Annotated in this window: 17 protein-coding genes, 1 other RNA gene and 1 riboswitch; of the genes, 13 read left to right on the plus strand and 5 right to left on the minus strand. The window is 69.6% G+C overall.

Going from position 1 to position 18,054, the window contains the following annotated elements; translation table 11 throughout:
- Positions 1-73 precede the first annotated feature (73 nt).
- Positions 74-233, plus strand: a riboswitch (FMN riboswitch).
- Between the two features lie 131 nt (positions 234-364).
- The 5 genes from ACFPN1_RS10545 (at position 365) to thiL (ending at position 4,199) form a co-directional block, all read left to right on the plus strand.
- A complete protein-coding gene (locus ACFPN1_RS10545) occupies positions 365-982 on the plus strand; it encodes a riboflavin synthase (protein ID WP_386754922.1) in 618 nt (205 codons plus the stop codon).
- A gap of 107 nt (positions 983-1,089) precedes the next feature.
- The gene (gene ribB, locus ACFPN1_RS10550) at positions 1,090-2,211 is read left to right on the plus strand and encodes a 3,4-dihydroxy-2-butanone-4-phosphate synthase (RefSeq protein WP_386754924.1); all 1,122 of its coding nucleotides are present in this window, start codon (positions 1,090-1,092) and stop codon (positions 2,209-2,211) included.
- A gap of 68 nt (positions 2,212-2,279) precedes the next feature.
- The gene (gene ribH, locus ACFPN1_RS10555) at positions 2,280-2,747 is read left to right on the plus strand and encodes a 6,7-dimethyl-8-ribityllumazine synthase (RefSeq protein ID WP_386754925.1); all 468 of its coding nucleotides are present in this window, start codon (positions 2,280-2,282) and stop codon (positions 2,745-2,747) included.
- On the plus strand, positions 2,744-3,205 hold the full coding sequence (nusB, locus tag ACFPN1_RS10560; protein WP_386754926.1) for a transcription antitermination factor NusB: 462 nt from the start codon (positions 2,744-2,746) through the stop codon (positions 3,203-3,205). Before ribH ends, nusB begins: the two co-directional genes overlap by 4 nt.
- A gap of 25 nt (positions 3,206-3,230) precedes the next feature.
- Positions 3,231-4,199, plus strand: a complete 969-nt coding sequence (gene thiL, locus ACFPN1_RS10565) for a thiamine-phosphate kinase (RefSeq protein WP_386754927.1) — start codon at positions 3,231-3,233, stop codon at positions 4,197-4,199.
- Between the two features lie 10 nt (positions 4,200-4,209).
- Here thiL and ACFPN1_RS10570 read toward each other — a convergent pair whose 3' ends face one another.
- From ACFPN1_RS10570 to ACFPN1_RS10590, 5 genes are all read right to left on the minus strand, one after another.
- A complete protein-coding gene (locus tag ACFPN1_RS10570) occupies positions 4,210-5,229 on the minus strand; it encodes a patatin-like phospholipase family protein (RefSeq protein ID WP_386754928.1) in 1,020 nt (339 codons plus the stop codon).
- Between the two features lie 131 nt (positions 5,230-5,360).
- Positions 5,361-6,092, minus strand: coding sequence for a glycosyltransferase (locus ACFPN1_RS10575; RefSeq protein WP_386754929.1), 732 nt, complete (start codon positions 6,090-6,092; stop codon positions 5,361-5,363).
- 132 nt (positions 6,093-6,224) lie between these two features.
- Positions 6,225-7,622, minus strand: coding sequence for an FAD-binding oxidoreductase (locus tag ACFPN1_RS10580; RefSeq protein ID WP_386754930.1), 1,398 nt, complete (start codon positions 7,620-7,622; stop codon positions 6,225-6,227).
- A gap of 69 nt (positions 7,623-7,691) precedes the next feature.
- Complete coding sequence (locus tag ACFPN1_RS10585) at positions 7,692-8,084, minus strand: YraN family protein (protein WP_386754931.1); 393 nt, start codon at positions 8,082-8,084, stop codon at positions 7,692-7,694.
- Positions 8,085-8,111: 27 nt separating this feature from the next.
- Positions 8,112-9,494, minus strand: coding sequence for a penicillin-binding protein activator (locus ACFPN1_RS10590; RefSeq protein ID WP_386754932.1), 1,383 nt, complete (start codon positions 9,492-9,494; stop codon positions 8,112-8,114).
- Between the two features lie 59 nt (positions 9,495-9,553).
- Here ACFPN1_RS10590 and rsmI point away from each other — a divergent pair, with 59 nt between their 5' ends.
- The 8 genes from rsmI to ACFPN1_RS10630 all read left to right on the plus strand — a co-directional run bounded on the left by rsmI (position 9,554) and on the right by ACFPN1_RS10630 (position 18,054).
- Positions 9,554-10,378, plus strand: coding sequence for a 16S rRNA (cytidine(1402)-2'-O)-methyltransferase (gene rsmI / locus ACFPN1_RS10595; RefSeq protein ID WP_386754933.1), 825 nt, complete (start codon positions 9,554-9,556; stop codon positions 10,376-10,378).
- Positions 10,379-10,539: 161 nt separating this feature from the next.
- An RNA gene (rnpB, locus tag ACFPN1_RS10600) (RNase P RNA component class A) lies at positions 10,540-10,924 on the plus strand.
- A 691-nt stretch (positions 10,925-11,615) separates the two neighbouring features.
- Positions 11,616-12,062 (plus strand): division/cell wall cluster transcriptional repressor MraZ, encoded by a 447-nt coding sequence (mraZ, locus tag ACFPN1_RS10605; protein WP_386754934.1) that lies wholly within the window; start codon positions 11,616-11,618, stop codon positions 12,060-12,062.
- Positions 12,059-13,012, plus strand: coding sequence for a 16S rRNA (cytosine(1402)-N(4))-methyltransferase RsmH (rsmH, locus tag ACFPN1_RS10610; protein ID WP_386754935.1), 954 nt, complete (start codon positions 12,059-12,061; stop codon positions 13,010-13,012). Before mraZ ends, rsmH begins: the two co-directional genes overlap by 4 nt.
- A complete protein-coding gene (gene ftsL / locus ACFPN1_RS10615; RefSeq protein WP_386754936.1) occupies positions 13,009-13,275 on the plus strand; it encodes a cell division protein FtsL in 267 nt (88 codons plus the stop codon). Before rsmH ends, ftsL begins: the two co-directional genes overlap by 4 nt.
- Positions 13,272-15,197, plus strand: a complete 1,926-nt coding sequence (locus ACFPN1_RS10620; protein WP_386754937.1) for a peptidoglycan D,D-transpeptidase FtsI family protein — start codon at positions 13,272-13,274, stop codon at positions 15,195-15,197. Before ftsL ends, ACFPN1_RS10620 begins: the two co-directional genes overlap by 4 nt.
- Positions 15,194-16,666, plus strand: a complete 1,473-nt coding sequence (locus ACFPN1_RS10625; RefSeq protein WP_386754939.1) for a UDP-N-acetylmuramoyl-L-alanyl-D-glutamate--2,6-diaminopimelate ligase — start codon at positions 15,194-15,196, stop codon at positions 16,664-16,666. Before ACFPN1_RS10620 ends, ACFPN1_RS10625 begins: the two co-directional genes overlap by 4 nt.
- Positions 16,663-18,054: a UDP-N-acetylmuramoyl-tripeptide--D-alanyl-D-alanine ligase gene (locus ACFPN1_RS10630; protein ID WP_386754940.1), complete on the plus strand. Its 1,392-nt coding sequence runs from the start codon at positions 16,663-16,665 to the stop codon at positions 18,052-18,054. The genes ACFPN1_RS10625 and ACFPN1_RS10630 overlap by 4 nt, the downstream gene beginning before the upstream one ends.

The raw sequence follows: 18,054 nt of genomic DNA on the forward strand, positions 1-18,054 counted from the left end.
TCCATGGCGGTGAGCCGGGCCTCCAGAACCCCGGTGCTAGAATGCGCCGCCGGTTCGCCGGCGCCACAACTCGTAACGTCTTCAGGGCGGGGTGCAATTCCCCACCGGCGGTAGGCGCGATCGGTCCGAGGGCCTTCGCGCGAGCCCGCGAGCGCCTCCGGTGCAGCGGAGGGTCAGCAGATCCGGTCGGATGCCGGAGCCGACGGTCACAGTCCGGATGAAAGAAGACGGCTCCGCGCCCGGCCTCGCGGTCGTGCGCGTGCCTCATGCCTTGGGGCGTTTTTCGCCGGATTTTTGCGGGAAACGTTCACATGTCCAGCTTCCATTCCCATGCGCACGCCATCTCCGCGAAGGAGGTGCGCTGATGTTCACCGGCATCATCGAGGGCGTCGGCCGCATCGCCGCGCTCGAACCGCGCGGGGGCGACGTCCGCCTGCGCGTGGAGGTGGGTTCGCTCCCGTTCGACGCCGTGCAGCTTGGCGAGAGCATCGCGGTCAACGGCGTCTGCCTCACCGTGGTCGAATTCGACGCGACCTCGTTCGCCGCCGACGCCTCCAACGAGACGCTGTCGCTCACCACCCTCGGCACGCTTGCCGTCGGCGCCCCGGTCAACCTCGAGCGCGCGATGCGGCCCACCGATCGCCTCGGCGGTCATCTGGTCAGCGGGCACGTCGATGGCCTCGGTCGCGTGCTTTCGATCGCCGACGACGCGCGTGCGCAACGCTGGCGCTTCGCCGCGCCCACCGCGTTGCTGCGCTATATCGCGAAGAAGGGCTCGATCTGCGTCGATGGCGTCAGCCTCACCGTCAATGAAGTGGACGACGCAGGCTTCGAGGTCGCGCTGATCCCGCATACCGTGTCGCATACGGCATTCGCGCAGACGAAGGTCGGGGATGCGGTGAATCTCGAGATCGATCTGGTGGCGCGGTATGTGGAGCGGTTGCTGGGTGGATCGGGAATGAAAGGCGGGAGTGGGGAATAGGGAACGACACACCCCCATCGCTTCCGCAGATCGAGCTACTCGTAGATTGCAGTCATTCCTTCGTTCCCCATTCCCGCTTCCATTTCCCGCCCTTCCAGAAAGCCGCCATGTCCTTTTCCCCCATCCCCGAACTCCTCGAAGAAATCCGCGCCGGCCGCATGGTCGTCATCGTCGACGACGAGGACCGCGAGAACGAAGGCGACCTGATCATGGCCGCGGAGCTCGTGCGCCCGCAGGACATCAACTTCATGGTCACGCACGCGCGCGGCCTGGTGTGCCTGTCGCTCACGCGCGAGCGCTGCAAACAGCTCGGCCTGCCGCCGATGGTGCGCGACAACACCTCGCCGCACCACACCAACTTCACCGTCTCGATCGAGGCGGCCGAAGGCGTCACCACCGGCATCTCCGCCTACGACCGCGCGCATACCGTGCGCACCGCAGTGCGTCCGGATGCGAGCGCGGTGGACCTCAGCCAGCCCGGCCACATCTTCCCGCTGATGGCGCAGCCCGGCGGCGTGCTCAACCGCGCGGGCCATACGGAAGCGGCGAGCGATCTGGCGTTGCTGGCGGGCATGGAACCGGCCGGCGTGCTCGTGGAAATCCTCAACCCCGATGGTTCGATGGCGCGGCGTCCGGAACTGGAAGTCTTCGCGCGCGAGCACGGCCTGAAGATGGGCTCGATCGAAGACCTGATCCGCTACCGCCTCGAAACCGAACACACCATCGAACGCGTCGACGAGCGTGAGATCGACACCGAGCACGGCGCCTTCCGGCTGGTGAGTTATCGCGACCGCCTCAGCCATGCGCTGCATTTCGCGCTGGTGCGCGGCGACGTGGATGCCGCCACGCCCACCCTGGTGCGCGTGCACGTGCAGAATCCGCTGGCCGATGCGCTGCACTGGCGCCGCGCCGATTTCGGCCCCGCGGTCGGCGACGTGCTGGCGGCGATCGCCCGCGAGGATCGTGGCGCCCTGGTGCTGCTGGGCGATCACGCCGATGCCGATGCGCTGCTGGCCCGCGTGCGCGCGCAACCCGACGCCGACCCCGCGCACGAGGCCCGCCCCAGCCGCGGCCACGCGCTCGCCGAGTGGCGCCGCAACGGCGCCGGCGCGCAGATCCTGGCCGACCTCGGCCTGGGTCGCCTGCGCGTGCTGGGCACGCCGCGCAAGCAGATCGGCCTGGCCGGTTTCGGCCTGGAAGTCGCCGAATACGTGGAACTGCCGCACTGACCGGCGCGTCCTCGCGGCCCCGGCCGCGGCGACGCGGTAAACTGCGCCCCCCTTCGAGATCTACGCCAATGCCTCACTACGAAGGCGACATGCGCGCCACTCCCGGCGCCCGCTTCGCGATCATCGCCAGCCGCTGGAACCCGCGCATCACCGATGCACTGGTTGCCGGCGCGCGCCGCACCTTCGCCGACCATGGCGTCGCCGAGGAAGCGGTCGACGTGATCCGCGTGCCGGGTGCTTGGGAGTTGCCGGTGGTCGCGCGCACGCTGGCGAGCAAGGGCGCGCACGCTGCGATCGTCGCGCTCGGCTGCGTGGTGCGCGGCGACACGCGCCACTACGAGCAGGTCGCCGACGGTTGTTCCGATGGTCTGATGCGCGTCGCACTCGACCATGGCGTGCCCGTCGCCAACGGTGTGCTCGCCGTCGACCGTTTCGAGGACGCGCAGGCCCGCGCCGGCGGCGCGCACGGCAACAAGGGCGAAGAGGCCGCGCTCGTGGTCCTGGAAATGGCGCAACTGCTGGAGCAACTCGCATGAACCGTCGCCGTTCCGATGGAATCGATCCCGTCGCCCGCTCGCGGGCCCGCCGTCGCGCGCTGCAGGCCGTGTACGCCTGGCAGCTGTCGGGCGCGAGCGCCCGCGAGGTGATCGCGCAGTTTGCCCATGAGCAGGCGCACGAAGTGGCCGACCTCGAATACTTCGAGGACCTGGTACGTGGCGTCGACAAGCACTGCGAAGAGCTCGACACGGCGCTCGCGCCGTTCCTCGATCGCGATATCGAGCAGGTCGATCCGATCGAGCGCGCCGTGCTGCGCATCGCCGCCTACGAGCTGCGCGAACGCCGCGACGTGCCGTACCGCGTGGTGATCAACGAGGCGATCGAGACCGCCAAGCGCTTCGGTTCCGAGCACGGCCACACCTACGTCAACGGTGTGCTCGACCATGCCGCCGCCGACTGGCGTGCGGTGGAATTCCAGTCCGGACGCACGCGCTGACGTTCCGACGCGCGCCGGAGGCACCGTGAGCGAACCTTCCCGCGGCGCGGAGTTCGACCTGATCGAGCTGATCCGCGTGCGCGCCGCCGTGCGCGACGACGTGGCGCTCGGCATCGGCGACGACGCGGCGATCGTGCAGGTGCCCGCCGACCGGCAGCTGGTCGTCGCCATGGACACGCTCAACCGCGGCGTGCATTTCCCCGACAACACCGCGCCGGCCGACATCGGCTGGAAGGCACTGGCGGTGAACCTGTCCGACCTGGCCGCGATGGGCGCCGAACCGGCGTGGTGCACGCTGTCGCTGTCGCTGCCGTCGGGAGACATGCCCTGGGTCGATGCCTTCCTCGACGGCTTCCTCGAACTGGGCGCGCAGCATCGCGTCGCGCTGATCGGCGGCGACACCACGCGCGGACCGTTGTCGGTCAGCGTGACCGTGCACGGTTTCGTCGAGCCCGGGCGCGGCCTGCGCCGCAGCGGCGCGCGCGTCGGCGACGACATCTGGATCACCGGCACCCTCGGCGATGCCGCCGGTGCACTGGCGCAATGGCGCAGCGGGGCGGCGGTGGATGCCACGCTGCGCCGGCGCCTGGACCGGCCGACGCCGCGGCTCGCCATCGCGGCGCGCATCGCCGGCCTCGCGCATGCATGCATCGACGTCTCCGACGGCCTGCTCGCCGACCTGCAGCACGTGTGCACCGCGAGCGACGTGGGTGCCCGGATCGAACTGGATGCATTACCGGCGTCGCCCGATCTCGTCGCAGCCTTCGAGGAACCGCGACGCCACGCGCTGCAGGCCACCGGTGGCGACGATTACGAGCTGTGCTTCACCGCGCCGGAATCCGCGCGCGACTCCATCGGACAGCTGGCGCACGCAACCACGACACCGGTGACCCGGATCGGCCGCGTGGTGGCCGGCGAACGCGTGCGCGCATTGCACGCAGACGGCAGTGAATGGCTGCCCGCCAACGCGGGCTACGTGCATTTCGGCGGCTGAGCCGCGCGGCTCAATCGTTCTTGCTGTCGTCGTCGCACTTGTTGCCGAACAGCCCGCCGAAGCGGCCGGGCTTGCAGGGTGCCTTCACCGGTTCACGGGGTTTGGCCGCCGCGATGCGATCGGCGCGCAGCTTCGCCAGTTGCGCGCGGATCTGCGGCATCGCCGCGAGCGCGGCGCGCTCGCCTTCCATGATCGCGTTGTTGCGCTGCTCGAAATCCGCCGGACCGATGTCGTTGACCCTGGGGCGGATGACGATGTTGGCGCGCGCGAGTTCCTGCTGGCCGAGCTTCTGGCCCATGATCGTGATCGACTGGTTCACCGTGCCGAGCAGGCTGCCGGGATTGGTGCCATCGACCTTGGTCGAGATGTCCACGGCGATGACGAAGTCCGCGCCGAGCTGGCGCGCGGCGTCCACCGGCACCGGGCTGACCACGCCGCCGTCGACGTAGTGCTTCTGCCCGATCGTCACCGGCTCGAACACGCCGGGAATGCTGCTGGACGCCCGCACGGCCTGGCCGGTGTTGCCGCGCACGAACACGGTGCGCTCGCCGGTTTCCAGTTGCGTCGACACGGCGGCGAACGGCTTCTTCATCCGCTCGATCGGCCGGTTGCCGACGAGCTGGTTGACGTAGTCCTGCAGCGCTTGCCCCTTCACCACGCCGCCGGAAAACAGGCTGACGTCGCGGATCTGCGCTTCGTCGAGACCGAAGGCGGTCTTCTGCATCTGGAACGCATCCATGCCGCTGGCATAGAGCGAACCCACCACGCTGCCGGCGCTGGTGCCGGCAACGACGTCGGGCACGATGCCGTTGGCTTCCAGCATCTTGATCACGCCGATGTGGGCGAAGCCCTTGGCGGCGCCGCCGCCGAGCGCAATGCCGATGCGGATCGGCTTCACCGGCGCCGGTACTGGCATGGGGGCAATGGCCTCGGGCGCGGGACGGCTGTCGCCGCCGCTGGCGCAGGCAGCAAGCAGGGCGGTCAACGTGAATGCGGCGAGGAACGGGAGCGAGCGGACGCGAAGGGACATGCGGAGCGGGGAGGAACGCGAGGCGCGCAGGATACCGTCGGCGCGGCGGCATTTCCGCTACCGGCGTCGCGTCCGGTCAGGCGCCGGCAGGCCGCGCACCGCCGCCGCGATGAAGCGGCAGCGGCCCGATTTCAGTCCAGGTAATGCCGCAGCCAGGGCGCCGGCAGCAGGGGCCGATACCACTTCGAGCCCACGCCGGCGATGGCTTCGTCCGGCTTGGGCCGGCCGTGGAAGACCACCACCTTCGCCGCCTCCGGCAACCGCGGCGCGCGCCACAGGCCGAAGGGCAGGGGCCGCACGCAATCGTGCTTGAAGCTGGCGCACCAGCCCGCGGGCCAGTAGCGCAGCACGCCGTGCCGGCGCATGTAGTCGGAGACGAATTCCTGCTCGTCGCGGTAGTCGGTGCGGATGCTCGCGCCGCGCTGCAGGACTTCGCCGATCAGGCCGCGGTGCGCGCCGGCGCGGAAGCGGACCACCGACGAATTGCCGCTGAAGCGGTGCCGGTAACGCAGCGGCTTGAAGTCCTTGATTATGAGGAACTCGCCCGGCCAGTCGAAGAACGGGTCCAGCCGCTGGACGATCGCGATGTCGAGGTCGAGGTAGAGCACCTCGCCTTCGAACACGTTCGCGACTTCCTGTCCGAACAGGCCGAGCTTGCGCCAGCCGCGATCGACGCGCTCGCCGACCACGGGCACGGCCGGCAGCGGATGGCATTCCACTTCCGGGACGATCCCGCGCGCATCGTCGGTGAAGCACGCCATCCGCAGGGCGCCGTCGACGTGGCCGCGCACCATGCGATACAGACGATTGACGTCGTCGGCGGCGAACTTGTCGCCCCACTTCATGCATACGACCTGGCGCATTTCCTTCCCCTGCCTGCAGGTTTCCACGATAGCGCAGGCGGTGCCGATACGGTGTGCGTATACCGACTTCGGCGATGACGGAGGCGCGCTGCGTGACTCGCGATCGGGCGGCAACCGCAGCCCGACGCGCGCTCAGGCCCGACCGTCGCCGGGCAGCAGCTTGCCCGGATTGAGAATCCCCGCCGGGTCGAAGGCGGACTTCACCTGCCGCATCAGCGCGAGCGTCGCCGGATCGACGGCCTGCGGCATGAACTCGCGCTTGGCCAGGCCGATGCCGTGTTCGCCCGAGAGCGTGCCGCCCAGGGACAGCGTCAGCGCGAATACGCGGGCGAGCGCCGCCTGTGCGCGCGCCTGCTGCGCCGCCTGTGCCGGATCGAACAGGATATTGACGTGCAGGTTGCCGTTGCCGGCATGGCCGAAGGCGACGATCGGCAGCGCGAATTCCGCGGCCAGCGCGCGCACGCCGTCGACCAGGTGCGGAATGCGCGATACCGGTACCACCACGTCTTCGTTGATCTTGCCCGGCGCCAGCGTGCGCAACGCGGGCGACAGCGCCTTGCGCGCGGCCCACAGGCGTTCGCCGGCCGCTTCGTCGGCGGCTTCGTCGAGCGATACCAGGCCTTCGCCACCGGCCGCGCGCATCAGCGCCTCGATCGCGTGCGGCAGCGTGTCCGCATCACCGTCGGCTTCGATCATCAGCAGGGCGCCGGCGTCGGGCGGCAGGTCGGCGCCGCCGACGTCGCGCGCGAGCCGCACGCAATCGCCGTCCATAAATTCGAGCATCGACGGCGTCACCGGCTGCGCCATCAGCCGCGCCACCGCCTGCGCTGCCGCAGCCACGTCGCGATAGAGCGCCCGCAACGCCCGTCGCTGCGGCGGCAACGGCGTCAATCGCAGCGTGGCTTCGACGATGAGGGCCAGCGTGCCTTCGCTGCCGACCAGCAGGCGCTGCAGGTCGTAGCCGGTCGCGCCCTTGGTCGTAGCGCTGCCGCAGTGGATGAGGTCGCCGGTGCCGGTGACGGCGGTGAGCGCCAGCACGTTGTCGCGGCTGGCGCCGTACTTCACCGCGCGCGGGCCGCCTGCGTTGCAGGCGAGGTTGCCGCCGATCGTGCTGAACGCGGCGCTGGTGGGGTCGGGTGGCCAGAACAGACCGTGCGGACGCAGGACGGCCTGCAGATCGCCGTTGAGCACGCCCGGTTCGACCACCGCGCAGCGATCACCGGGCCGCACCTCCAGGATGCGTGCCATGCGCTCGAACGACACCACTACGCCGCCCTGCACGGGCACCGATGCACCGGTGGTGTTGGTGCCGCGACCGCGGGCGATCACCGGCACGCGCCGCGCACAACAGGCGCGCACGAGCGCCTGCACCTGCTCGCGTGCGACCGGCAGGGCGACGGCATCGGGCAGGGCTTCGCGACGCGAATTGTCGTAGGCGTAGGCGAGGCGCTCGCCGGGATCGGTCAGCCAGCCCGCACCGTCGCCGAGCAGGGCGGCGAGCTCGCGGTGCAGATCGGAGGGCAGGGACATGCGCCGGATTATGCGCGAGGCGTCGTGCGCGGACGTGCGCGTCGACGCCGACCTCGTGTGCGCGGCGAATCAGGCGTCGTCGGCGCGGAAAGCGTCGCGCAGCCACGTCAGCACGGGAGCGTCCGGCTCGCCTTCGGCCTCGACCACGTCGAAGCGGCAGGCCAGATGCGCCAGCCGCGGATGCGCCATCAGGAATGCCTGCGCGGCGCGCACGATGCGGTGACGCTTGCCGGCGTCGATCGATGCCGCGCCGCCACCGAATCGCGAATTGCGGCGGTAGCGCACCTCGATGAACACCAGCATGGCATCGGGGCCGCTGCCGTCCAGCATCACCAGGTCGAGTTCGCCGAAGCGGTAGTTCGCGTTGGCGGTGACCGCGCGCAATCCGGCGCGCATCAGGTGCGCGCAGGCCGCGGTTTCGATCCGCGCACCCAGCGCGCGGCGCGTGACGGGCTTATCCATAAGCCGTGCGTCCGGTGCGTGGTGGGGCTAGCGCTGCGTGGCGCTGGCCAGTGGCACCGCGATTCCGTTGCTGAAGGTCGACCACGCGGGCGTGCGCTGCACGTTGCCGAAGCCGTCGATGCGCAGCACGCCCGTGGCGCCTTCGATGCCCGTGGCGGACGTGGCCAGGCGCTCGAGGTAGGCCGTGATCAGCCACGCGTCGTAACCGAAGCCGAACAGGCGCGCGGCCGGACCCTTGGCGTTGGGCAGGATGGCCGCCGCGCTCACCGCCGGAGGCAGATTGCGGATGCCGTGCGTGGTCCAGCTCTCGCTCGGGAACGCGATGCCGTCGAGCACGCGGTCCTCCTCGGCCTTGCCGGTGCCCGACAGCAGTTGCGAGGTTGCGACGCGCGGCTTGCCGGCGAGACCGGCCAGGGCCAGGCGCGGGATCAGCTGGCGCGCGGCGCTGCCCCGAGTGGCGAGGAAGATCGCATCGATGCCACCCGGCTTCGCTGCGAATGGCGCGAAATCGGCGGTGCCTTCGCCAACGACGTCGGTGACCACGCCGCCGCGCTCGGCGAGCCGCTCGCGCAACGACGCCACCGCGCGGCGCTGGGTGTCGTCTTCGGCGCCGATGACCAGCACGCTATGCGCGCCGCGATCCAGGAGGAATTCCGCCGCGGCGATGCCTTCGTCTTCCGGGGACAGCGAGAAGCTGGCGTTGCCGGCCGGCGGCGGCACCTGCGCGCGGTTGAGCGCGAGCATCGGCACCGGCAGCGTGCCGCGGTTGAACAGCGCACCGACTTCGTCGCGACCGAGCGGGCCGACGACGAAATCGTTGCCTTCGGCCACCGCGCGGTCGTACGCGGCGATGGCGCCGGTGGAAGTGTCGTAGAAAGTGACTTCCGGACGACGGCGCGTTTCGCCGTAGTAGCCGGTGAGGAAGCCGTCGCGCACCGGCGCCGCGGCCGTGGCCAGGTTGCCCGACAGCGGCAGCAGCACGGCGAGCTTGACCGGCGGTCGGTAGCCGTCGCTGTCGGCGGGTGGACGATTGCCGGCGTCGAACTGCCACGCGCTGCGATCGAACGGACGCGGCAGCGGCAGGCCGCGCCGCAGCAACGCACGGCCCGCGTAGTTGTAGAGAGGATTGCCCGCCGGCAATGCGGCGGCGTCGCGTTGCAGGGTGGCGTTGTCGAGTCCGGAGAGCAGCGCCTCGATCTGGTCCACGGTCTGCCGCCGTTGCGCGCCCTTCTGGGTTGCGGCCTGGTTTGCGAGCGTCTCGGCCTGCACCATCGTCGCACTCAGCGTCATCCGGCTGACCGGCCCGCTGCTGGTCTCTACCGTGGCGCAGCCGGCCAGCAGCGCAAGCAGCAGCGCGGCGAGCATCCAGGCCAGCGGGCGCGGGCGGGCGGGCGAGAACGTCGGGCTCATCGGCACGGTATTCCTGGGGGACCGGGTAGGATTCTAACCGTCCCATCTTCGTCCCCACGATGCACGCATCCGGCACCCTGCACGTCGTCGCCACCCCGATCGGCAATCTCGGCGACCTTTCCCCACGCGCCCTCGACACGCTGCGCGGCGTCGCGGCCATCTGCGCGGAGGACACCCGGCACACGCGGCAGTTGCTCTCGCACTTCGGCCTGGAGCGCCCGCTGCTGGCGCTGCATCAGCACAACGAGGACGCGCAGGCGGCGCAACTCGTCGCCCGCCTGCTGGCCGGCGAATCGCTGGCGCTGGTCTCCGACGCGGGCACGCCCCTGGTCAGCGATCCCGGTTTCCGCCTGGTCCGGGCCGCGCGCGCCGCCGGCGTGCGCGTGTCGCCGGTGCCGGGCGCCTGCGCGGCGATCGCGGCGCTGAGCGTGGCCGGCCTGCCGAGCGACCGGTTCGTGTTCGAAGGATTTTTGCAGGCGAAGGCCTCGGCGCGGCGCGAACGTCTGTCGCGCCTGGCGGCCGAGACGCGGACACTGCTGTTCTACGAATCCGCGCACCGCATCGAGGAAGCGCTGGCCGACATGGCCACGGTATTCGGCGCCGATCGTCGCGCCGTGGTCGCGCGCGAACTGACGAAGCTGTTCGAGACCGTGCTCGACGGTCCGCTGGGGGAATTGCAGGCGCGGGTCGCCGCGGATCCGGATCAGCGCAAGGGCGAGTTCGTCGTCATCGTCGAAGGTGCGGGCGAGGACGCCGACGCGCGCATCGCCGAAGGCCAGCGCCTGTACGCGAAACTGAGCGAATACCTGAAGCCGTCGCAGGCGGCAAAGCTCGCCGCGGAACTGAGCGGCGCGCCGCGCAAGGCCTTGTACGGGGGCGAGTGACGCACGCGTTCCTGCGGGCGCGTGTTTGCGCTGTTGAACCCGTCAATCGACGCACAGGCCCGGCAAGGACTGCGGCGACAGCGCGGAACCGGTCGCGCGCAGGAACTTTGCGCGGCAAATTTCCGGGGGATCCGACTGCGAAGCGGTAGAATGCAGACGGCGGAGTCGGCCGGGCAGTCGCGTCATTCGCCCCATTTCGATGGGAGCGGGTGCCGAGGAAAGTCCGGGCTCCACAGGGCACGGTGCCAGGTAACGCCTGGGCGGCGCGAGCCGACGGAAAGTGCAACAGAAAGATACCGCCGATGGCTCTGCACACCGCCGGAAGGCGGGGGCAGGGATCAGGCAAGGGTGAAATGGTGCGGTAAGAGCGCACCGCGAGCCTGGCAACAGGCCGGCACGGCAAACCCCACCGGGAGCAAGACCAAATAGGGAGGCAATGCCGCGGCCCGCGGTGTCTCCGGGTAGGTTGCTTGAGCGTCGCGGTGACGCGGCGCCTAGAGGAATGACTGTCCTCGACAGAACCCGGCTTATAGGCCGGCTCCGCCTTTTTCATCGCTCCGCGATGAAAAAGGCGGCCCACGGTTTTCCGTTTGCGGTGAAGCCACAAACGGAAAACCGCGGGTCCCGCTTTGCGCCCCCAATCCCCGCGGCTGTCGCCGCGCCCCTTACCAAGGGGGCTCTTCTTCGGGAAGCACTCTGGTGTGCGTGTTCCTGTGTCTGCGGGCGCGCGTACTGGCCCGCGGCTACCTCCGTTCGGTGATCGACGCATCGCATCTGGGGCCCGGGCCTGACCCTCGCGCCGGCCTTCCGAATTTCGTCCTCTGAGCCGTGTCCCTTCACCGGCGGGCACGGGAAGAGGGGGGCCACGTGGCGGACGGCGGCTGGAACAAGCAGGCGCAGTCCGCGTTCACCGGCGCCACGGCAGATTCAGGTTTTATTGCGCCGCAGCAGGATTCGTGAGCGGCGAGCTGCCTGGTCGAAGGAGCTGCCGGCAACGGCCTTCCCGTCTCAAAATTTGAGACGAAACAAGGCTTAGGGAACAACTGTTGATCAAGACTCTGAAGTTCGTCGCAAGCCTTTGATCCACAAAGCGAAATTGCCTCCAAAAAAGCGTTGACAAGCCATCGGCCGGTGCTAAGGTGGGCAGCAGAGGGAAAACCGGGTTTTTTGTGGTTTTTCCACGCGAAGGTGACCCCAAAGCCGCCCGGCAGAGGCGGAAAACGCGGCAGGCAGGTGCATGTTCCAAGGCGAAACCGCCATCACGATCGACGACAAGGGCCGGCTGGCGGTGCCCACCGCCTACCGCGAGCTCGTCGCGCGTGAATGCGGCAACCAGCTGGTCATCACCTACAACCCCTTCGAATCCGGTTCCCTCTGGCTGTACCCGCGGGCGGTCTGGGAGCGCGTGCGCGACCAGGTCAACGCACTGCCCAAGGCCAAGAAGGTCAATCGTTCGATGCAGCTCAAGCTGGTCGGTGCCGCCGAGTTCGTCGAGCTCGACGGCAACGGCCGCATCAGCATTCCCGCCAGCCACCGCTCGGCGGTCGGCATCGAGAAGAAGGCCGTGTTGCTGGGCATGGGCGAGAAGTTCGAGTTGTGGAGCGAGCAGGCGCATCACGCGCAGATCCGTCAGACGGTGTCCGACGACGATCTGAGCGACGAGCTGCTCGAGCTGCAGCTATGACGGCAGGTGGCAGCGGACGCGAAGCGACGTCCGGCCACCTTCCCGTGATGTACCGGCAGTGCCTGGAAGCGCTGCGCATCAAGGCGGAAGGGACGTATCTGGACGGCACGTTCGGGCGCGGCGGGCACGCGCGCGGCGTGCTGCAACAACTGGGCCCCGGAGGCCGGCTGCTGGTCATGGACAAGGATCCCGAAGCGATCGCCGTCGCCGAACGCGAGTTCGGCGCGGATGCGCGCGTGGCGATCTTCCGCGGCAGCTTCGCGCAGATGGCGGACTGGGCCGAGACGTCGGACGGGCTCGATGGCGTGCTGCTAGACCTCGGTGTCTCCTCGCCACAGCTGGACGTCGCCGAACGCGGCTTCAGTTTCGGCAAGGACGGTCCGCTCGACATGCGCATGGACCCCGAGTCCGGCGAGAGCGCCGCGCAATGGCTGGCGACCGCGAACGAGAAGGACATTGCCGACGTGCTGTGGACCTACGGCGAGGAGCGCCAGAGCCGCCGCATCGCGCGTGCAATCGTCGCGCGCCGCGCCGACCAGCCGTTGACCCGCACCGCGCAACTGGCCGACCTGATCGCCTCGGTGGTGCCGCGCGGCGACCAGAAGATCCATCCTGCGACGCGCAGCTTCCAGGCCATCCGCATCTTCATCAACCGCGAGCTGGCCGATCTCGAAGCCGGCCTCGACGCCGCGCTCGCGCGCCTGAAGCCCGGCGGTCGTCTCGCCGTGATCAGCTTCCACTCGCTGGAAGACCGCATCGTCAAGCAGTTCATCGCGCGCCACGCCAAGGCGCCGCCCGCCAACCGGCGCATGCCGGTGGAAATCTCCTTCACGCCAACCCTGAAGCCCATCGGCGATGCGCAGAAGGCCGACGAGGCCGAAACCGCGGCCAACCCGCGCGCGCGCAGCGCCATGTTGCGCGTGGCCGAAAAGCTTCCGGAGGCGGCATGACCTGGCGCCTCCTCCTCACCGTCCTGGTCGTCGCGAACGTCGCCTCCGCGCTCGCCGTGGTCCTGGCGCGTCACCAGCATCGCCAGCTGTTCGTGCAGGCCACGCGGCTGGAAAAGGCCCGCGACGAGCTCAATATCGAATTCGGTCGGCTGCAGCTGGAGCAGGCGACCTGGGCCGAGAGCAACCGCATCGACCAGGTCGCGCGCGACCGGCTTGGCATGAAATTTCCCGAAGGCGCAGAAACCGTGGTGATCCGGCCATGAGCGCCCGCAACGAACGTCGCCAGCACCTGGTCGGCAGGGTCGCCGACGCGCTGCGTGCCCGCATCGCTGCACAACCGGCAGCGGGTTCGGGGGCACGCGCGCGCGGCCAGCGCGGCGGCCTCGACCTGCGCAAGCGCCTGCTGATCGTCGTTGGCGTGCTCGGCCTGGGCTCGCTGGCGCTGGTGGTCCGCGCGTTCGACGTGCAGGTCGTGAACAACGACTTCTACCTGCAGCAGGGACAGGCGCGCTCGCTGCGCGAGATCCCGATCCCGACATCGCGCGGCATGATCACCGACCGCAACGGCGAGCCGCTGGCCGTGTCGACGCCGGTCGAATCGGTGTGGGCCAACCCGAAGCAGGTGCTGGAAAACCCACAACGCATTCCCGAACTGGCCGCCGCGCTGGGCGTACCCGTCGACGTGCTGACGCGCAAGCTGACGCAGCGTTCGAACAAGGAGTTCCTCTACCTCAAGCGCCGGATCGGGCCGGAGCAGGCGCGGCGCATCCTCGCCCACAACATTCCGGGCGTGTTCTCGCAGCGCGAATTCCGCCGCTTCTACCCGCAGGGCGAAGCGATGGCGCATGTGCTGGGGTTCACCAACGTCGACGATCGCGGCCAGGAAGGGCTCGAGCTGTCGTTCGACCACATCCTCAGCGGCAAGCCCGGCTCCAAGCGCGTGATCCGCGACGGGCAGGGGCGCATCGTCGAGAGCGTGGACCTGATCCGGGCCGCGGAGCCTGGTCACGATCTCACGCTCACCATCGATCGCCGCATCCAGTTCCTCGCCTACCGCGAGCTGCGCAACCAGCTGGCGAAGACCGGCGCGACCAGCGGATCGGCGGTGATCCTCGACGTCGCCACCGGCGAAGTGCTGGCGATGGTGAACCTGCCCAGCTTCAACCCGAACGCCGCGGCCATGGGCCCGCTGGACGCGCACCGCAACCGCGCCGTCACCGACGTGTTCGAGCCCGGTTCGACGATGAAGCCGATCACCGTGGCCGCGGCGCTCACCAAGGGCATCGTCACGCCGAACACGCGCATCGACCTCAATCCGGGCTGGATGGCGCTGGATCGCAAGTACACGATCCGCGACCACCGCAACTACGGCGTGCAGACGGTCACCGGCATCATCACCAAGAGTTCGAACATCGGCGCCGCCAAGCTCGCGGCGCGCCTGGACGATCAGTACTTCTACGAGTTCGTCCACCGGTTCGGTTACGGCGAGAAGCCGGGCAGCGGTTTCCCCGGCGAATCGGCCGGTGTGCTGCCGCCGCCGTCGCGCTGGTACGGCACCACCAAGGCCACGATGTCGTATGGCTACGGCCTGTCCGCCACGCCGTTGCAGATCGCCATGGTCTACGCCGCGCTCGGCAACGGCGGCAAGCTGGTCCGCCCGACCTTCGTCAAGGGCGAGCGCCATGAGCCGGTGCAGGCGCTCGACCCCCAGGTCGCGCGCGAAGTCATGCGCATGATGCAGACGGTGACGGAAGAGGGCGGCACCGCGACGCAGGCGGCCATCCTCGGCTACCACGTCGCCGGCAAGACCGGCACTGCGCGCAAGTTCAGCGAAACCGGTGGGTACACGCGCCGCTACCTGTCCTATTTCGCCGGCATCGTGCCCGTGCAGAACCCGCGCTTCTCGATGGTGGTGGTGATCAACGATCCGGATCCGGAACGCGGCTACTTCGGCGGTTTCGTCTCCGCGCCGGTGTTCCGCAGCGTCATGGATGGCGCGCTGCGCCTGATGGACGTGCCGCCGGACGACATCGACACGTGGATCGCGGCGCAGAACAAGGCGCAGCACACGAACGAACTGCGAGGAGAGGACGGTCCGGTACTGCCGGATGCGTCTGCAGCGGCCTTGTCCGACGCGACGCTGCCCGATCCGGTGGAAATGCCCACACTGGGAGGAGCGCGATGAGGCGTACCATGCTCCTGCGCGAACTGCTCCCCGACGTCGCCGGCATCCCCGGCGATCTGCGCATCACCGGTCTGGTGATGGACAGCCGCGAGGTGCAGCCGGGCAATGTGTTCGTCGCCATCGCCGGCTTCGGTGCGCATGGTCTGAAATTCGTCGAGCAGGCGCGCGCTGCCGGTGCGAGCGCGATCCTGTTCGAGCCGCCGGCACCGGTCGATCTTCCGGCTCCTTCCGACGCGATCGCGGTGCCGCGCCTGCGCGCACGCCTGGGCGAAATGGCCGATCGTTTCCATGATCGCGTGACGGACGCGATGACGATGGTCGGCGTCACCGGCACGAACGGAAAGACGTCGACCGTGCAGTTGCTCGCGCAGGCCTGGAGCCTGCGCGGCATCCGTGGCGGCACGATCGGCACGCTCGGCGCGGGCCTGCATGGCCAGGTCAGGCCGACCGGTTTCACCACGCCGCTCGTGCTCAGGCTGCATGACCTGCTCGCGCAGCTGCATGACGCGGGCGCGCAGGCGATCGCTATGGAAGTGAGCTCGCATGCGCTCGACCAGGGGCGCGTCGATGGCGTGCATTTCGACGTCGCCGTGTTCACCAATCTGACCCGCGACCACCTCGATTACCACGGCGACATGGACACCTACGGCGCCGCCAAGGCGCGCCTGTTCGCGTGGCCCGGACTGAAGGCAGCGGCGATCAATCTCGACGATGCGTTCGGATGCCGGTTGCTGGCCGGATTGCCGCCATCGCTGCAGGCGATCGGATTCAGTTCGCGCGGCACGGAAGGTGCGACGCTGCGTGCCGATGCGCTGCGCCTGGACAGCGCGGGCATCGGTTTCGAACTCGTCACGCCCGGCGAAACCCACGCGGTGCGTTCCCCGCTGCTGGGCCGCTTCAATGTCGACAACCTGCTGGCCGTCGCCGGCGCGTTGTACGCGCTGGGCGATACGCCCGCGCAGATCGCCGCGACGCTGTCGCAGCTGCAGCCCATTCACGGCCGCATGAACCGCCTCGGCGGCGACGGCGTGAAGCCGCTGGTGGTCATCGATTACGCGCACACGCCCGACGCGCTGGAACAGGCGCTGAAGTCGCTGCGCGGACATGCGCAGGCGCGCCTGATCTGCGTGTTCGGCTGCGGCGGCGAGCGCGACCGCGGCAAGCGCCCGCAGATGGCGGCGATCGCGGAAGCCAACGCCGACGTCGTCATCGTGACCGACGACAACCCCCGCGGCGAGGACGGCGACCAGATCGTCGCCGACATCCTCGCCGGCTTCGCCGCTGCCGACGCAGTGATCGTGCAGCGCGACCGCGCCGCCGCGATCGCCCGTGCGCTGGGCGAAGCAGGCCCGAACGACATCGTGCTCATCGCCGGCAAGGGCCACGAGCCATACCAGGAAATCGACGGCGTGCGGCATCCCTTCGACGACACCGAGGTTGCCCGGGCGGCACTGGAGGCGCGCGCATGAAGCCGTTGCGTCTCTCCGACGTCGCCCGCATGACCGGTGGCCGCCTCCATGGCGACGACGCGGTCATCGACGCCATCGCCACCGACACCCGCGCGCTGCTGGTCGGCGGCAACGCATTGTTCGTCGCGCTCAAGGGCGAACGCTTCGATGGCCACGATCACGTCGGCGCCGCCGCCGAAGCCGGCGTCAGCGCCGCCCTGGTGTCGCGGCTGATCGACGCATCGACCGCGCGCGGTCCGTTGCCGCAGGTGATCGTCGCCGACACCGAACGCGCGCTGGCCGACCTCGCCGCCGCCGTGCAACGCGAACGCGGCGCGGTGAAGGTCGTCGGCATCACCGGCAGCAACGGCAAGACCAGCGTCAAGGCACTGATCCTCGCGATCCTGTCGCGCGCCGGTCGCGCCTACGCCAATCCCGGCAACCGCAACAACGAGATCGGCCTGCCGCTGGCGGTGCTCGATGCGCCCGAGGACGCGCAGTTCGCCATCTACGAAATGGGCGCCGGCAAGCCGGGCGACATCGCCTATCTCACCGACGTGGTGCGACCGGACGTCGCGCTCGTCAACAACATCGCCCCGGCGCACCTGGAGCGCATGGGCAGCCTGCTCGGCGTGGCCGACACCAAGGGCGCCATCTACGACGCGCTGCCCGAGGACGGCGTGGCCGTGATCAACGCCGACGAGGCGTTCGCGCCGTTCTTCGCCGAGCGCTCGCACGGCCATCGCCTGATCCGCTTCGGCCTGGACGCGACGGCGGACGTCACCGCACGCGACATCGTGCCGACCGACGGCGGCTCGCGCTTCGTGCTCGTCTCGCCGCAGGGCGAGGCCGCCGTGGACCTGGCGATGCCGGGCCGCCACAACGTGCGCAATGCATTGGCCGCGGCCTCCATCGCACTGGGCCTGGGCGTGCCGCTCGACGTCATCACCGCCGGCCTCAACGCCGCCGAGCCCGTCGCCGGCCGCCTCATCGCCAACCGGCTGGCCAATGGCGCCGTGGTGATCGACGACAGCTACAACGCCAATCCGGGTTCGCTCGCCGCCGCCATCGACACGCTCGCCGAGTCGAGTCGCGGTGGTGAAGGCTGGCTGGTGCTCGGCGACATGCGCGAACTCGGCGCCGACGCGGCGCAGATGCATGCGGAGATGGGCCGTCGCGCCAGGGCCGCCGGCATCCGGCGCCTGTACACGCTCGGCGAACTGAGCGCGGAAGCCGGCAAGGCGTTCGGCGAAGGCGCCAGTGCATACGACGGCCACGACGCGTTGATCGCCGCATTGCGCAGCGAACTGCGCGACGGCGTGCGCGTGCTGGTGAAAGGATCGCGCGGCAGCGCGATGGACAGGATCGTGAAGGCGCTCGTCGCCGACGCGGCAGGGCAGGGGAACTGA

This window comes from Lysobacter yangpyeongensis, from assembly GCF_042655745.1.
GTDB lineage: Bacteria > Pseudomonadota > Gammaproteobacteria > Xanthomonadales > Xanthomonadaceae > Agrilutibacter > Agrilutibacter yangpyeongensis.

Coding starts and splice junctions, on each gene's coding strand:
- ribH (WP_386754925.1), top strand. CDS start 2,280: ATGCCTCACTACGAAGGCGACATGCGCGCCACTCCCGGCGCCCGCTTC.
- rsmH (WP_386754935.1), top strand. CDS start 12,059: ATGACGGCAGGTGGCAGCGGACGCGAAGCGACGTCCGGCCACCTTCCC.
- ACFPN1_RS10570 (WP_386754928.1), bottom strand. CDS start 5,229: ATGTCCCTTCGCGTCCGCTCGCTCCCGTTCCTCGCCGCATTCACGTTG.
- ACFPN1_RS10620 (WP_386754937.1), top strand. CDS start 13,272: ATGAGCGCCCGCAACGAACGTCGCCAGCACCTGGTCGGCAGGGTCGCC.
- ACFPN1_RS10575 (WP_386754929.1), bottom strand. CDS start 6,092: ATGCGCCAGGTCGTATGCATGAAGTGGGGCGACAAGTTCGCCGCCGAC.
- ACFPN1_RS10545 (WP_386754922.1), top strand. CDS start 365: ATGTTCACCGGCATCATCGAGGGCGTCGGCCGCATCGCCGCGCTCGAA.
- ACFPN1_RS10590 (WP_386754932.1), bottom strand. CDS start 9,494: ATGAGCCCGACGTTCTCGCCCGCCCGCCCGCGCCCGCTGGCCTGGATG.
- ACFPN1_RS10625 (WP_386754939.1), top strand. CDS start 15,194: ATGAGGCGTACCATGCTCCTGCGCGAACTGCTCCCCGACGTCGCCGGC.
- ftsL (WP_386754936.1), top strand. CDS start 13,009: ATGACCTGGCGCCTCCTCCTCACCGTCCTGGTCGTCGCGAACGTCGCC.
- nusB (WP_386754926.1), top strand. CDS start 2,744: ATGAACCGTCGCCGTTCCGATGGAATCGATCCCGTCGCCCGCTCGCGG.
- ribB (WP_386754924.1), top strand. CDS start 1,090: ATGTCCTTTTCCCCCATCCCCGAACTCCTCGAAGAAATCCGCGCCGGC.
- ACFPN1_RS10580 (WP_386754930.1), bottom strand. CDS start 7,622: ATGTCCCTGCCCTCCGATCTGCACCGCGAGCTCGCCGCCCTGCTCGGC.
- ACFPN1_RS10585 (WP_386754931.1), bottom strand. CDS start 8,084: ATGGATAAGCCCGTCACGCGCCGCGCGCTGGGTGCGCGGATCGAAACC.
- rsmI (WP_386754933.1), top strand. CDS start 9,554: ATGCACGCATCCGGCACCCTGCACGTCGTCGCCACCCCGATCGGCAAT.
- mraZ (WP_386754934.1), top strand. CDS start 11,616: ATGTTCCAAGGCGAAACCGCCATCACGATCGACGACAAGGGCCGGCTG.
- ACFPN1_RS10630 (WP_386754940.1), top strand. CDS start 16,663: ATGAAGCCGTTGCGTCTCTCCGACGTCGCCCGCATGACCGGTGGCCGC.